The organism is Mesorhizobium sp. M0408, from assembly GCF_040321495.1.
Lineage (GTDB): Bacteria > Pseudomonadota > Alphaproteobacteria > Rhizobiales > Rhizobiaceae > Mesorhizobium.
In genome coordinates this window covers 33,176-47,475 of the sequence record NZ_JAMYRO010000041.1, presented here as the reverse complement: position 1 = coordinate 47,475, position 14,300 = coordinate 33,176, and the positions used below count along the sequence as shown (strand labels likewise).

Genomic DNA, 14,300 nt, shown 5'->3' with positions numbered 1-14,300 from the left:
CGCGGGGCAAACAAACCCACCCGCACTCGCCCGCGCGCGCCTGGGGCTGCCGTTTTTTGGGGGGCGCCCCCCCCCTCATGGCGCCCGCCCCCCGCCCCGCCTGGCCCCGGGGGGCGCCAACCCCCCCCCCGCCGCTCTTCGTGCTGTGGCTCGATGCGCACCCCGATTTTCATACGCTCGACACGACGACCAGCGGCAATTTGCATGGTGTGCCGCTGGCTTATGCCAGCGGGCAGCCCGGCTTCGAGGGCTATTTCCCCCGCCTTGCAGCGCAGGTGGAGCCGGCTCGCATATGCGCGCTGGGGATCCGCAGCGTGGACCTGGCGGAAAGGGATGCATTGCGCAGAGCCGGCGTGACGGTCCACGACATGCGTTCGATCGACGAGCACGGCATCGCGCAACTGCTTCGCGCCTTTCTCGAACGGGTGAGCGCCGCCAACGGCATGCTCCACGTCAGCCTCGACGTCGATTTTCTCGACCCGTCGATCGCCCCGGCGGTCGGCACCACCGTCCCAGGCGGCGCCACCTTCCGCGAGGCGCATCTGGCGATGGAAATGCTGCATGACAGCGGCCTCGTCACCAGTCTCGATCTGGTCGAGCTCAACCCTTTTCTCGACGAACGCGGCCGCACCGCCACGCTTTTGGTCGACCTGACCGCAAGCTTGATGGGCCGGCGGATCATGGATCGCCCAACGAGGGGGTTCTGAGCCATGACGGTCAATTTGAACATCGTTCCCTTCGTCAGCGTCGACCGCATGATGAAGCTGGTGCTTGCCATCGGCATCGAGCGCTTTCTGGTCGAGCTTGCCGCCTATATCGAAGAGGATTTCACGCGTTGGGAGCTGTTCGACAAGACGCCGCGCGTCGCCTCGCACAGCATTGACGGCGTCATCGAGCTGATGCCGACCAGCGACGGGCAGCTTTACGGCTTCAAATACGTCAACGGGCATCCGAAGAACACGCGTGACGGCCGCCAGACCGTGACCGCTTTCGGCGTGCTTGCCGATGTCGGCAACGGCTATCCGATGCTGCTTTCGGAAATGACCATCCTGACGGCGCTCAGAACCGCCGCAAGCTCGGCCGTCGCGGCGAAATACCTCGCTCCCGAGGCCGCCCGGTGCATGGCGATCATCGGCAATGGCGCGCAATCGGAATTCCAGGCGATTGCGTTCAAGGCGCTGCTTGGCGTCGACAGGCTGCGCCTCTACGATATCGACCCGGCGGCCTCGACCAAATGCATGAAGAACCTTGCCGGCATGGGTTTCGACATCAAGCTCTGCGCGTCGGCGCAGGAGGCCGTCGAAGGTGCAGAGATCATCACCACGGTGACCGCCGACAAGCGGTCGGCAACAATCCTGACCGACAACATGGTCGGGTCCGGCGTGCACATCAACGCGGTCGGCGGCGACTGCCCGGGCAAGACCGAGCTGCATCGCGACATTCTGCTGCGCTCGAATATTTTCGTCGAGTATCCGCCGCAGACGCGCATCGAAGGCGAGAGCCAGCAGCTCGATGCGGACCATCCGATCACCGAATTGTGGCAGGTGATGACAGGAAAGGCAGCAGGCCGGACGGACGCCGGACAGATCACGCTGTTTGATTCCGTCGGCTTTGCGATCGAGGATTTTTCCGCGCTGCGCTACGTCCGCGATCAGCTTCAGCGGACCGGCCTTTACGAGGAACTAGACCTTCTGGCCGATCCCGATGAACCGCGTGACCTGTTCGGCATGCTGCTGCGCGCCGAAAAAGTGGCCGGGCTGGCGGTTGCCGGCAGCTGAGCTGCGATCCTGTCGGTCAGTCCTTCTTTTCCTGGTACAGGCGCTCGGTGGCGCGGTCGCTTTCCCTGCGCTCCGCCGGGCCGCGACGGCGCTGCGTGAGCAGGGCGTAGGCGATCAGGATTGCCAGCAGCAGTGGACCGCCTGCAACAACGAGCAACCACAAACTAGTCTCAAACATCGAACCGTCTCCTTTCCTTCACAACCGGGAAGGACCAGAACCGTTCCTCCGTCTTATCGGAGGTCGCCCGCACGGCGTGGCGCGATTCAGGATTTAATGCTTCGAGCGGGGCGTTCCACGCCTTGTCTGCACTCAGGATGCCCTTATCTAGAGTCTTATCATTCGGTCACAGGCACTCTCTGCAAAGTGAAGGGAACCACAAGGGCTTTCCGACATTTGGTTGTTCAAGAGACAAACGTGCAGCCACACCGGCTCCGGGGCTAGGAATACCATGCGTGAGAATCAATCCGACGTCTTCGATCTGTTTTCCGAGGTTTACAAGAATGCGGCGCAGGAGGAGATAAGCCTCCAGCAATATCTGCTTGCCTGCCGCGAGGACAAGTCGATGTACGCCTCGGCGCCCGAGCGGATGGTCGAGGCGATTGGCGAGCCGACCTTTGTCGATACCAGCAAGGACGAGCGGCTTGGCCGTATTTTTTCGAACCGGACGATCAAGATCTATCCGACCTTCGCCGACTTTTACGGCATGGAGGATACGATCGAGCGTATCGCCGGTTATTTCCGCTATGCCTCGCAAGGGCTCGAGGAACGCAAGCAGATACTCTATCTCCTCGGCCCGGTCGGCGGCGGCAAGTCCTCGCTTGCGGAGCAGCTGAAAAGGCTGATGGAGCAGCGTCCGATCTATACGCTGAAGGTCGGCGGCCAGGTCAGCCCGGTGTTCGAATCGCCGCTCGGGCTGTTCGACCCCGACCGCATGGGCGACCTTTTGGAGGATAAATACGGCATCGCCCGGCGGCGGCTGAACGGCCTGATCTCGCCCTGGGCGGCCAAGCGCCTCGACGAATTGTCCGGCGACATCTCCAAATTCAGCGTCGTCAAGCTGATGCCGTCCAGGCTTCGCCAGATCGGCATCGCCAAGACCGAGCCGGGCGATGAGAACAACCAGGACGTTTCGGCCCTGGTCGGCAAGGTCGACATCAGGCAGCTGGAAAACTTCAGCCAGTCCGATCCGGATGCCTATTCCTATAGCGGCGGCCTGAACCGGACCACGCAAGGACTGCTCGAATTCGTCGAGATGTTCAAGGCGCCGATCAAGGTGCTGCATCCGCTGCTGACCGCGACCCAGGAAGGCAGCTACAACGGCACCGAGAATTTCGGCGCTTTCCCCTATCAGGGCATCATCGTTGCCCATTCCAACGAATCGGAATGGCTGCAGTTCAAGAACAACAAGAACAACGAGGCGTTCCTCGACCGTATCCTGGTGGTCAAGGTGCCGTATTGCCTGCGGGTCACCGAAGAGCGGCAGATCTACGAGAAGCTGTTGCGCGAAAGCGAATTGGCCTCCAGCCCCTGCGCTCCGGAAGTGCTCGATATCCTCAGCCGGTTCACCGTTTCGACCCGCCTGGCCGAACACGACAATTCGCCGCTCTACACCAAGATGCGCGTCTATGACGGCGAGAACCTCAAGGAAACCGATCCCAAGGCGAAGTCGGTCCAGGAGTACCGAAACGCGGCCGGTGTCGATGAAGGCATGACCGGCGTCAGCACCCGCTTCGCCTTCAAGATCCTGTCGCAGACCTTCAACTACGACACCGAAGAGGTGGCCGCCGATCCGGTGCATCTGATGTACATCCTGGAAGAGGCGATCAAGCGCGAGCAGTTCCCGAAGGAAACAGAGGCGGACTATCTCGATTTCATAAAGTCGGAGCTGGCGACCCGTTATGCCGAGTTCATCGGACACGAGATCCAGAAGGCTTATCTGGAATCCTATAGCGAATACGGCCAGAACCTGTTCGACCGCTACATCGCCTATGCCGATGCCTGGATCGAGGATCAGGACTACAAGGATACCGATACCGGCCAGATCCTCAATCGCGAGGTTCTGGACAACGAACTGTCGCAGGTCGAAAAGCCGGCCGGCATCGCCAATCCCAAGGACTTCCGCAACGAAGTGGTGAAGTTCACGCTGCGCGCGCGGGCCAGAAACCATGGCCGCAACCCATCATGGACAAGCTACGAAAAGCTGCGCGAAGTCATCGAGAAGCGGATGTTCGGGCAGGTCGAAGATCTGCTGCCGGTGATCAGCTTCGGCTCCAAGCAGGACAGCGTGACGGAGAAGCGGCATACCGAATTCGTGCAGCGGATGATCCAGCGCGGCTACACCGAGCGCCAGGTCCGCCGGCTGGTGGACTGGTACATGCGGGTGAACAAGGCGGGTTGAAGCCAGCCCGGGGTAACATATGCCGATCTTCATCGATCGCCGACTGAACCCGAAGGACAAAAGCCTCGGCAACCGGCAGCGTTTCCTGCGGCGGGCGCGCGAAGAGTTGAAGCGCACCATCCGCGATCAGATCCGCACCGGCAAGATCGCCGACGTGGACGCCGAGCATGCCGTTTCGATGCCGGCGCGAGGCACCGGCGAGCCGAGCTTCAAGGATGCCCGGAACAGCGGCAGCCGCCAGCACGTCCTGCCCGGCAACAAGCATTTTGCCCGAGGCGACCGGCTGCCTAAACCCGGCCAGGGCGGCGGCATGGGATCCGCCCCGGGGAGAACCGAATCGGAGGACGATTTCCGTTTCGTGCTGTCGCGCGAGGAGGTGCTCGACCTCTTTTTCGAAGACCTCGAACTGCCTGATATGGTCAAGCTCAACCTCAAGGAGATCCTCGCCTTCAAGCCGCGCCGGGCCGGCTTCGCCGCGACCGGCTCGCCGACCAACATCAATGTCGGGCGCACGATGCGCAACAGCCATGGCCGCCGCATAGCGCTCAGGCGCCCCAAGCAGGAGGCGGTCGACGCTGTCGCGCAGGAGATCGCGACGCTGGAGACGAAGCCGCAAAACGCCGAGATGCGGCAGCGCATCGTGGCGCTGCAGGAAGAGCTTGAGCGGCTGGAGCGCCGCCGCAAGCGGATCGCCTTTGTCGATCCGGTCGATATCCGCTTCAACCGCTTCGACGCCCAGCCGGTGCCGAACGCCAATGCGGTGATGTTCTGCCTGATGGACGTGTCCGGTTCGATGGGCGAACGCGAGAAAGATCTGGCCAAGCGCTTCTTCGTGCTGCTGCACCTGTTCCTGAAACGGCGCTATGACCGCACCGAGGTCGTCTTCATTCGCCACACGCACGAGGCGCAGGAGGTGGACGAGGAAACCTTCTTCTACAACACTCAGAGCGGCGGCACGGTGGTTTCCACGGCGCTCGAGGAGATGCACCGCATCGTCGAGCAACGCTATCCCAGCCGCGAATGGAACATCTATGTCGCCCAGGCCTCGGACGGCGACAATTTCGTCACCGATTCCGAGCGCTGCATCGCCTTGCTCGACGAACAGATCATGCGGCTTTGCCAGTATTTCGCCTATGTCGAGATCCTCGACGAGCGTGAGAGCCACATCTTCGGCGCCACCGACAACGGCACGTCGCTGTGGCGTGCCTACAGTGCGGTCAAGCTGAGGTGGTCGAACTTCCAGATGAGCCGCATCGCCACGGCGGCCGACATCTACCCGGTTTTCCGCCAGCTCTTCGCCAGACAGCCGGGTTATCAAAAGAGCGCTGAAAGAGGGGGCTGATGGCGAGCAAATCCGGGTTGCTGTTTTCCGGTTCCGACTGGGATTTCAGGACGCTGTCGCGTGCCTACGAGACCATCGAGGCGGTCGCCACGGAAGAGCTCCACCTCGACGTCTATCCGGTGCAGATGGAGATCATCTCCTCAGAACAGATGCTCGACGCCTATTCCTCTGTCGGCATGCCGCTGATGTACCGCCACTGGTCGTTCGGCAAGCACTACCTCTACCAGGAATTGCTCTACCGCAAAGGCGGACGGGGGCTCGCCTATGAACTCGTCATCAATTCCAATCCCTGCATCGTCTATCTGATGGAAGAAAACACCATGGCCCTGCAGGCCCTGGTGACGGCGCACGCGGCACTCGGCCATAACCATTTCTTCAAGAATAATTATCTGTTCCAGCAGTGGACTGACGCCAGCGCCATCCTCAGTTATCTGGACTTCGCCAAGGGCTACATTGCCCGCTGTGAGGAGCGGCATGGCGTCGATGCGGTGGAAGAGATCCTCGATGCCGCACATGCGCTGATGGAACAGGGCGTGTTCAGATATCACCGGCCGCCGAAACTGTCGTCGGAAAAGCAGCGCGAGGGCGTTCGCGAGCGCCTGGAATACGAGGAGCGTTCCTACAATGACCTATGGCGCACGCTGCCGCCTTCGAAGGACGGCACCAAGCCCCGCGAGACGGATACAATGGCGGAGCGCAGGAAATCGCTCAAGCTGCCCGAGGAAAACCTGCTTTATTTCCTGGAGAAGAACAGCCTGATCCTGGAACCCTGGCAGCGTGAGGTCATCCGGATTGTCCGCGTCATCGCGCAGTATTTCTATCCGCAGCGCCAAACGCAGGTGATGAACGAGGGCTGCGCCACCTTCGTGCATTACACGCTGATGAACCTTTTGTTCGACCGCGGCCTGATCGGCGAAGGCGCCATGCTGGAAGTGCTGCGCAACCATTCGAACGTGATCTTCCAGCCGGGCTTCGACGATCCGCGCTTTTCCGGCATCAACCCTTACGCGCTGGGCCTCGACATGATGCAGGACATCCAGCGCATCTCGACCGCGCCGACCGCCGAGGACCGCGACTGGTTTCCCGATATCGCCGGCAATGGCGACTGGCGCCAGACCCTGCTGGACGCCTGGGCCAACCATCGCGACGAGTCCTTCATCCGCCAGTATCTGAGCCCTACCCTGATCCGGAAATGGCGGTTCTTTGTGCTTGCCGATGCGGCCAACGATCCGCACTACGAAGTCGCCTCGATACACAATGAGCGCGGCTACGAGAGCATCCGCGCCGCACTCGCCCACAGCTACGACATCGGCGCCAGCCGGCCGGACATCCAGGTGGTGGACGTGGACCTGCTCGGCGATCGGCATCTGCGCCTGCAGCATAAGGTCAAGGACGGCATAGTGCTGGAAGGCGGCAGCCGCGACGCCACGCTGCGCCATATCCGCAAGCTCTGGGGCTACGAGGTCAGCATGGCTGCGGTCGACGCACAGACCGGCGCCACAGTCCACGAACGGTCGACCAGCCAGATCGGGGAATGACCGAACCGGACTTGCCGGCGAAGTCGGGTGTCGTTGCCTTTACCGGATCACCAACCACCCTAAGTACGCGCGCGCCACGAGGGCATCATTCAGGGAGCAGGAACATGCGCGCATTGATGATCGCCACCGTCCTTCTGGTCGCTGTCACGATGGCGCTCTCACTTGCGCACGCACTGGAATTGCCCGGCAAGTTGCGCCTCAAGGAGGCCACCTACAGATCAGTGCAGGCGATCTATTATCCCGGCTTCACGATCGGCGGCTTTGCCGAGATCGGCGGCATCATTGCCCTCGCCATCATGCTCTACCTGACGCCTTATCCAAGCGCTCGATTCTGGTGGACCTTGGCGGCGCTCGCCTTCCTGCTGGCGGAACATGCGACCTATTGGTTGATCACGCATCCCGTCAATAATTTCTGGGTGCAAGACGTTGCCATGCCGCAATCAGCCGCGACCTTTTTTTCAATGTTCTCTCGAAAGCAGACCGGCGACTGGAGAGACTTGCACAACGTCTGGGAGGCTTCGCATGTCGCCAGGGCAGGCCTGGCGATGCTGAGCCTCGTCTCAATTGCTGTCGCCGCGACATTTTTTGCTGAATAGCGCCAGGGATCAAGACGGCCCTCGTCCGCCAACTTGCCGCCACGAACGCTGCATCCGTCAGATCAGGGAACGGAACCGGCGTACTATCTTAACGTCAAGCGATCCTGCCGTTTCAGCGGTCGGTGCGATGCTTGTTGTGGGCGCTTTCCTGGTGCTCGCCGCGGATGATGTTGCGGTCGTCGGGATCGGCAATGTCCTTCGGGTCCGATCTGAGCTCGGCACCGCGCCGGAACGCCTCGCGCTCTTGCCTGGTCTTTTTCAAATCCGCTTCCGCGTCGAAATCCTTGCCGGCGTTTTTCGTGTTCTCGCGCTCTTCGATGACGCGCAATTGCTGCTCATGAGTCTTTTTTCCGGCCATCGGTGACCTCCTTCTTTTGATTTTCCACTTTCCCAGGGTCCAAATTCGCTACAGCCCGAAAGGATAGGTCTCGGGAAGGCCTGTCCCCGCATGTTCCGGCCCAAGCGGCGTCACGGCACTGGTTTCATCGAACCAGACGAAAGCATCGAACTGGCGGGCGAGCGAGGCGTCCGCATAATGGCTGTGGAGCTCGGTTTCGGGCCGGTAGATGACGCCGATAAAGCGTTCCAGCCGGCGCTCCAGAAGCCGTTCGCGCAGCGTGTCGTCGCGATCGAAATCGAGCAGGAAAGGCGAGACGCCGCTGTCGTGGCAAAGCCGCTCATAGCTGTCGTTGTGGGAAGGCCGAACCGGTTTCACTTCCATGTCGCCGTCCCAGTCGGTGGCGGCGGCCACCGTCCCGGAATGCGTACTGAGCCCGATCAAGGCAACCTCGTCGCCAAAACGCTGGCGGCAGAGCTGGCCGATATTCAGTTCGTCCCTGACGATCCCCATTTCGGTATAGCGGGCATCGCCGATATGGGAATTATGTGCCCACACCACCGCCTTGGCGTTCGGGCCGCGGGCCTGCAGCAGGTGCTCCAGCGTTTCGAACATATGGGTGTCGCGCAGGTTCCAGGATTGCGCGCCGCCGTAATACATGGTGCGGTAATAGCGCTCGGCGGAGGCGACCAGACGGGCATTCTGGCTCGCGTCGAGGAAATCGATGCCGTCCTGCTGCGCGTAGTCGAGCTCTCTGGAAAGCAGTTCCCGGCATTGCTCGAGCACGGCCTTCTCGCATTTCTGGTAACCGGAGGTGAGTGCGACACGGCCATAGGTGGCCGGGTCGTTCTGCCACGGCGTCAGGCAGCCATAGCGTTCGCGCGCGATCCTCGCCGCCTGCGGATCGACCCGGTCGAGATATTGCAGGACCGCCGCAATCGATCCACCCATATTGTAGATGTCGAGGCCATAGAACCCGGCCCGCCGGGAGGATAGCCTGATCCGCTCATTATGCTGTCGCATCCAGTCGACGAACTCGGCGACGTCGGTGTTGCGCCACATCCAGGTGGGAAAGCGCTGGAACGGCGGATCTGCGCCAGGCCGCGGCGGCCGATGGCGGACGTAGCGGTCGATCGCCGCGGCATCGGGCCAGTCGGCCTCGACCGCGACGATGGTGAAGCCATGCTTCTCGATCAGCCTGCGAGTGATCGCGGCGCGCGCACGGTAGAACTCCGACGTGCCGTGGCTGGCTTCGCCGAGCAAGACGACGCGGCGGTCGGCAAACCGGTCGAACAGCGCACCGAAGGCCGGATCGTCGAAATCCGGAAGCGGTTCGGCGGCGGCCGCGATCATCTGCGGCAGGCTGCTCCTGCGCTGATGCCGGTGCGGAAGATCGGCCGCTATCTGGCTGTCGCTGCCTGGCTCGCCCCAGCCTTGCTCGCCGATCAGCGGAACAAACCGCACGCCGCCGAAATCCTCCTCAGTGTAGGTTGCGGCGCCGGTACGGGTGACCTTGAGCAGGCGCTGCGAGTCGAATTCATCGCCGACCGGGATGACAAGCCGGCCAGCGACGTCGAGCTGTTCCTGCAGAGCGAGCGGTGCGCCGGGTCCGGCGGCCGCAACCAGGATCGCATCGAAGGGTGCCGCCTCGGGCCAGCCTTTGGTGCCGTCGCCGGTGCGGACTTCGATATTGTCGTAGCCAAGCTTTTTGAACCGCTGCCTTGCCGTTTCAGCCAACGCGGCGTGGCGCTCGATCGTGTAGACGCGTTCGACGATCCGGCTCATTACGGCAGCCGCATAGCCCGAGCCGGTGCCAACCTCGAGGACGTGGTCGCCGGCTCCGACCTCGGCCATTTCGATCATGAACGCAACGATGTAGGGCTGCGATATCGTCTGACCTTCGGCGATCGGCAGCGGCCCGTCCTCATAGGCGAATTCTTCAAAGCCAGGATCGACGAAAGCCTCGCGCGGGACCTCGCGCATCGCCTGAAGGACATTGCGGTCGCGAATGCCACGGCGGCTCAAGTGGATGTCGACCATTTGGTTGCGGGCATGGGAGAGATCGAGCATCTTTTTGCTCCTCCTATGGGCCTCCGCTACAATCGCCCAAGCTGCTCAACGCCACCTCGGCCGGCTCGTATCTCAGGGCCTCGGCAGTCCCTTTGGATCCAAGCAATGCGGTGCATCTCCCTAACCGTTGGCAAGCCCCGAGGTTCCCCAAAAGACCGACCCGCTTTTGTCCGGCGAGGCGGGTTGCAGGATCGGCAATCGCTAGCCACGCCGCCCAAACTTATTTCAAGGCAAATCCTTTCTCCGACGCGACGCCACTCCAGATAACGACGGACGAGGGTATTCCGGAGGCATTTCCATGAACGACGAGGTCCGCACCGCTGCGCACACGACCGGCCTTGACCAGATCGATCTGATGGACCGCTACTGGCGCGCCGCGAACTACATCTCGGTTGGCCAGATCTACCTGCTCGACAATCCGCTCTTGCGCGAGCCCTTGCGGCCCGAGCACATCAAGCCGCGGCTGCTCGGCCATTGGGGCACGACGCCCGGCCTCAATTTCATCTATGTGCATTTAAACCGGATTATCCGTGAACGTGGTCTCGATGTCCTGTTCATCTGCGGCCCGGGTCACGGCGGCCCGGCAATGGTCGCGAACAGCTGGCTCGAGGGCACCTACAGCGAAATCTATCCCGAGGTCGGCGGGGACGAAGACGGCCTGCGAAAGCTGTTCCGGCGGTTCTCGTTTCCCGGCGGAGTGCCGAGCCACGCGGCTCCGGAGACACCCGGCTCGATCCACGAAGGCGGAGAGCTCGGCTATGCGCTGGTCCATGCCTTCGGCGCCGCCTTCGACAATCCGAACCTTGTGGTTGCCTGCGTCGTCGGCGACGGCGAAGCCGAGACCGGCCCGCTCGCCGCGGCCTGGCATTCCAACAAGTTCCTGAACCCGGCATCCGACGGTGCCGTCCTGCCGATCCTGCATCTCAACGGCTACAAGATCGCCAGCCCGACCATCCTCGGCCGCATGGAAGACGAGGCGTTGCGCAGCCTGTTCCTCGGCTATGGCTACGAAACCTTTTTCGTGGAAGGCCATGAGCCTGCCCCGATGCATCGGGAGATGGCCCGCACGCTCGATACCGTGCTCGACCGGATCCACTCCATCCAGGAGCCTGCAAGAGCCGCGGGCTGGAAGGGAGAGCGGCCGCTGTGGCCGATGATCGTGCTGCGCAGCCCAAAGGGCTGGACCGGGCCGAAAGAGGTCGACGGCAAGAAGGTCGAGGATTTCTGGCGCTCGCACCAGGTCCCGGTGTCGAACGCACGAGGCGATGCGGCGCACCGGCAGATCCTCGAAGACTGGATGCGCAGCTACGAACCGAAGACGCTGTTCGACGAACGCGGGCATCTCCTGGCGGAGCTCGCGGCGCTGGCACCGACAGGGTCAAGACGCATGGGCGCAATCCCCTACGCCAATGGCGGCCTGCTGAAACAAGACCTCGTGCTTCCCGATTGGAAAGGCCTCGCGCTCGACGTACCGCGTCCGGGCGGCACTGTCGGGGAGGCGACGCGGACCGTCGGCAGCTATCTTCGCGATGTGATCCGCTTGAACGCCGAGGCCAGGAATTTCCGGCTGATGGGACCCGACGAGACGTCCTCCAACCGCCTCGACGACGTGTTCGAGGTTACGGATCGGGTCTGGATGGAGCGGATCGAGCCTTACGACGTCCATCTTTCCCGTGACGGCCGCGTCATGGAAGTGCTCAGCGAGCATCTTTGCCAAGGCTGGCTGGAGGGCTATCTGCTGACCGGCCGCCACGGCCTGTTCTCGTGCTACGAGGCGTTCGTCCACATCATCGATTCCATGGTCAACCAGCACGCCAAATGGCTGAAGACCTCCGGCGAACTTGCCTGGCGCAAGCCGATCGCCTCGCTCAACTACCTGCTGACCTCGCATGTCTGGCGACAGGATCACAACGGCTTCAGCCATCAGGACCCAGGCTTTGCCGATTTCGTCGCCAACAAGAAGGCCGACACGGTCAGGCTCTATTTCCCGCCCGACGCCAACACGCTGCTGTGGATCACCGACCATTGCCTGAAAACCTACAACCGCATCAACGTCATCGTCGCCGGCAAGCAGCCGGCGCCGCAATGGCTGTCCGCCGAAGACGCGGAAGCACACTGCAAGGCCGGCGCCGGCATCTGGGAATGGGCCGGGACGGTTGCCAAGGGCGAAGATCCGGATGTGGTCCTGGCCTGCGCCGGCGACGTGCCGACGCTGGAGACGCTGGCTGCAGCCGATATCCTGCGCTCGGGCATTCCGGACCTGAATATCCGCGTCGTCAATGTCGTCGACCTGATGATTTTGCAGTCGAATTCCGAGCATCCGCATGGCTTTGCCGATGACAGGTTCGACGCGCTGTTCACCAGGGCCAAGCCGGTCATCTTCGCCTATCACGGCTATCCCTATCTCATTCACCGTCTGACCTACCGGCGCGCCAACCACGACAACATGCATGTGCACGGCTTTCGCGAGGAAGGCACGACGACGACGCCGTTCGATATGGTGGTGCTCAACCAGCTCGACCGCTACCATCTCGCGCTCGCCGCGATCGCGCGTGTGCCGGGGCTGGCCGAGCGGGCGAAGGATCTTGCCGCGGCGTTGCACGGGAAATTGGCTGAACACACGGCCTATGTCCGCGAACATGGCGAGGACATGCCCGAGATCCAGAAATGGTCTTGGCCGCAGGACGGCGCGACGAGGGCCGGCGATTGATGCGACGATCGATCCTTGCGTTGAATGCCGGCTCGTCGAGCATCAAGTTCGGGCTTTACGATCTTGGAGTGTCCGCTGAGCTGGATCTTGCCTCGCGCGGTTCGCTGGATTTGGGCGATGCGCCAAGGCTGACCGCAAAAGCCGCCGATGGGGCGGTGCAGTGCGATCGGCCACTTGCAGCAGACGCATCGCCCGATTTAGGCATCGGCCAGATGCTGCAATGGATCGAGAACGAACTTGGCGGAAGGAAACTCATCACCGCCGGCCATCGCATCGTCCATGGCGGCCGCGACTTCGTCGAACCTGTCCGCCTGACGCCGACAATTGTCGAGGCTCTCGACAGGCTGACGCCGCTCGCGCCACTGCACCAGCCGCGCAGCCTCGCGCCGATCCGGGCGCTTGCCGCGTTGCGGCCCGACCTGCCGCAGGTCGGATGCTTCGACACCGCCTTCCATCGGACCATCGAGCCTCTGGTCAGCCGTTTCGCGCTGCCGCGCCGCTATGAGGCAGACGGCATCCACCGCTACGGCTTTCACGGGCTTTCCTACGAATATGTCGCCGGCCGGCTCAAGCAGATATCGCCCGATCTGGCGGCGAAAAGAACCATCGTCGCCCATCTCGGCAATGGGGCGAGCCTGTGCGCCATGCGCGCCGGGCGCAGCGTCGATACGACGATGGGCTTTTCGGCGCTTGACGGCCTGGTCATGGGCACGCGCTGCGGCGCCATCGATCCGGGCGTGCTTTTGTACCTGCTGCTGGAAAGAGGCTTTTCGGGAGAGGCGCTGCAGCACATGCTCTATGAGGAATCCGGCCTGCTCGGCGTGTCCGGTATTTCCGGCGACATGCGCTCGCTGGAGGCCAGCGACGACCGTCGGGCGCGCGAAGCGCTGGAGCTTTTCGCCTTCCGCGCCGGCAGGGAAGTTGCCGCCCTCGCCAACACGCTGGGTGGCCTCGAATGCCTGGTGTTCACCGCCGGCATCGGCGAGCACTCGGCCACGGCCCGTAAAGCGATTTGCGACAGGCTTGGCTGGCTTGGCGTGGCGATCGACGAGGCCGCCAACCGCTCTCATGCCGCGCTGATGAGCCAGGCGGAGAGCAAGGTGGAAGTCCGCGTCGTGGCGACCGACGAAGAAGGTGTCATCGCCCGCCACACGCGCAAGGTAATGGAGGGGCCCGGCTGAGGCGGATGGCCTCGAATGGCGGCGCTTGCTCGACCGGCTACGTCGCGAGGGCGGCCGATCTGTTGAACACGATGGTCACCCGCGTTCCTTTGCCGGGGGCAGAATCCACCTCGAACCGGGCTTTGGCATTTTCGGTCAGCGATTGAGCGATCAGTGCTCCGAGCTTGCCGGGTTTCGGCCAGGTCTCGCCTTCGCTCGGTTTTTTCGGCTTCGGCGGACATTCCAAGCTTTCGATGTTTTGGGTGGGACCATGATCAATATCAGGTCGCTCGCCAACTGCGAAGTCCGCTCATTGCCACCACGCGGCCAGGCATGGCGGAGAGCCGAGATCGTGGTTGAGAAGCGGCTG

At 62.5% G+C, this 14,300-nt stretch carries 11 protein-coding genes and 1 pseudogene; 8 read left to right on the top strand and 4 right to left on the bottom strand.

The genetic code is table 11. The features are described 5' to 3' along the window. Together NKI67_RS30595 and ocd are read left to right on the top strand one after the other, a co-directional pair. On the top strand, positions 1-707 hold a 707-nt coding region (locus tag NKI67_RS30595; protein WP_352648483.1), incomplete at its 5' end, for an arginase family protein. Between the two features lie 3 nt (positions 708-710). Then, a complete protein-coding gene (ocd, locus tag NKI67_RS30590) occupies positions 711-1,778 on the top strand; it encodes an ornithine cyclodeaminase (RefSeq protein WP_023677057.1) in 1,068 nt (355 codons plus the stop codon). Positions 1,779-1,794: 16 nt separating this feature from the next. Here ocd and NKI67_RS30585 read toward each other — a convergent pair whose 3' ends face one another. Continuing rightward, positions 1,795-1,956 carry a hypothetical protein gene (locus NKI67_RS30585; protein ID WP_023677058.1) on the bottom strand — a complete coding sequence of 54 codons (162 nt, stop codon included), beginning with the start codon at positions 1,954-1,956 and terminating at the stop codon, positions 1,795-1,797. Positions 1,957-2,227: 271 nt separating this feature from the next. Between NKI67_RS30585 and NKI67_RS30580 the strand changes: the two genes are divergently transcribed. From NKI67_RS30580 to NKI67_RS30565, 4 genes are all read left to right on the top strand, one after another. Next, complete coding sequence (locus tag NKI67_RS30580) at positions 2,228-4,177, top strand: PrkA family serine protein kinase (RefSeq protein WP_023677059.1); 1,950 nt, start codon at positions 2,228-2,230, stop codon at positions 4,175-4,177. 19 nt (positions 4,178-4,196) lie between these two features. After that, the gene (locus tag NKI67_RS30575; protein ID WP_023677060.1) at positions 4,197-5,519 is read left to right on the top strand and encodes a YeaH/YhbH family protein; all 1,323 of its coding nucleotides are present in this window, start codon (positions 4,197-4,199) and stop codon (positions 5,517-5,519) included. Further along, complete coding sequence (locus NKI67_RS30570; protein ID WP_023677061.1) at positions 5,519-7,057, top strand: SpoVR family protein; 1,539 nt, start codon at positions 5,519-5,521, stop codon at positions 7,055-7,057. Before NKI67_RS30575 ends, NKI67_RS30570 begins: the two co-directional genes overlap by 1 nt. 116 nt (positions 7,058-7,173) lie before the next feature. Beyond that, positions 7,174-7,653, top strand: coding sequence for a DUF1772 domain-containing protein (locus NKI67_RS30565; RefSeq protein ID WP_245274717.1), 480 nt, complete (start codon positions 7,174-7,176; stop codon positions 7,651-7,653). A gap of 112 nt (positions 7,654-7,765) precedes the next feature. Here NKI67_RS30565 and NKI67_RS30560 read toward each other — a convergent pair whose 3' ends face one another. Then, on the bottom strand, positions 7,766-8,011 hold the full coding sequence (locus NKI67_RS30560) for a hypothetical protein (protein ID WP_023677063.1): 246 nt from the start codon (positions 8,009-8,011) through the stop codon (positions 7,766-7,768). A 48-nt stretch (positions 8,012-8,059) separates the two neighbouring features. Beyond that, a complete protein-coding gene (locus tag NKI67_RS30555; protein ID WP_023677064.1) occupies positions 8,060-10,060 on the bottom strand; it encodes a protein-L-isoaspartate(D-aspartate) O-methyltransferase in 2,001 nt (666 codons plus the stop codon). A 298-nt stretch (positions 10,061-10,358) separates the two neighbouring features. Between NKI67_RS30555 and NKI67_RS30550 the strand changes: the two genes are divergently transcribed. Continuing rightward, positions 10,359-12,770, top strand: coding sequence for a phosphoketolase family protein (locus tag NKI67_RS30550; RefSeq protein ID WP_023677065.1), 2,412 nt, complete (start codon positions 10,359-10,361; stop codon positions 12,768-12,770). Further along, positions 12,770-13,951, top strand: coding sequence for an acetate/propionate family kinase (locus NKI67_RS30545; RefSeq protein ID WP_023677066.1), 1,182 nt, complete (start codon positions 12,770-12,772; stop codon positions 13,949-13,951). The genes NKI67_RS30550 and NKI67_RS30545 overlap by 1 nt, the downstream gene beginning before the upstream one ends. A 37-nt stretch (positions 13,952-13,988) precedes the next feature. Here the strand turns inward: NKI67_RS30545 and NKI67_RS30540 are convergent. Then, positions 13,989-14,144, bottom strand: a pseudogene (locus NKI67_RS30540) (histidine kinase); the annotation flags it as partial. Between the last annotated feature and the right edge of the window lie 156 nt (positions 14,145-14,300).

What these genes read in the sequence shown, in the direction of transcription:
- NKI67_RS30560 (WP_023677063.1), bottom strand. Translation starts at nt 8,011, where the DNA reads ATGGCCGGAAAAAAGACTCATGAGCAGCAATTGCGCGTCATCGAAGAG.
- NKI67_RS30565 (WP_245274717.1), top strand. Translation starts at nt 7,174, where the DNA reads ATGATCGCCACCGTCCTTCTGGTCGCTGTCACGATGGCGCTCTCACTT.
- NKI67_RS30585 (WP_023677058.1), bottom strand. Translation starts at nt 1,956, where the DNA reads ATGTTTGAGACTAGTTTGTGGTTGCTCGTTGTTGCAGGCGGTCCACTG.
- NKI67_RS30545 (WP_023677066.1), top strand. Translation starts at nt 12,770, where the DNA reads ATGCGACGATCGATCCTTGCGTTGAATGCCGGCTCGTCGAGCATCAAG.
- ocd (WP_023677057.1), top strand. Translation starts at nt 711, where the DNA reads ATGACGGTCAATTTGAACATCGTTCCCTTCGTCAGCGTCGACCGCATG.
- NKI67_RS30570 (WP_023677061.1), top strand. Translation starts at nt 5,519, where the DNA reads ATGGCGAGCAAATCCGGGTTGCTGTTTTCCGGTTCCGACTGGGATTTC.
- NKI67_RS30575 (WP_023677060.1), top strand. Translation starts at nt 4,197, where the DNA reads ATGCCGATCTTCATCGATCGCCGACTGAACCCGAAGGACAAAAGCCTC.
- NKI67_RS30580 (WP_023677059.1), top strand. Translation starts at nt 2,228, where the DNA reads ATGCGTGAGAATCAATCCGACGTCTTCGATCTGTTTTCCGAGGTTTAC.
- NKI67_RS30555 (WP_023677064.1), bottom strand. Translation starts at nt 10,060, where the DNA reads ATGCTCGATCTCTCCCATGCCCGCAACCAAATGGTCGACATCCACTTG.
- NKI67_RS30550 (WP_023677065.1), top strand. Translation starts at nt 10,359, where the DNA reads ATGAACGACGAGGTCCGCACCGCTGCGCACACGACCGGCCTTGACCAG.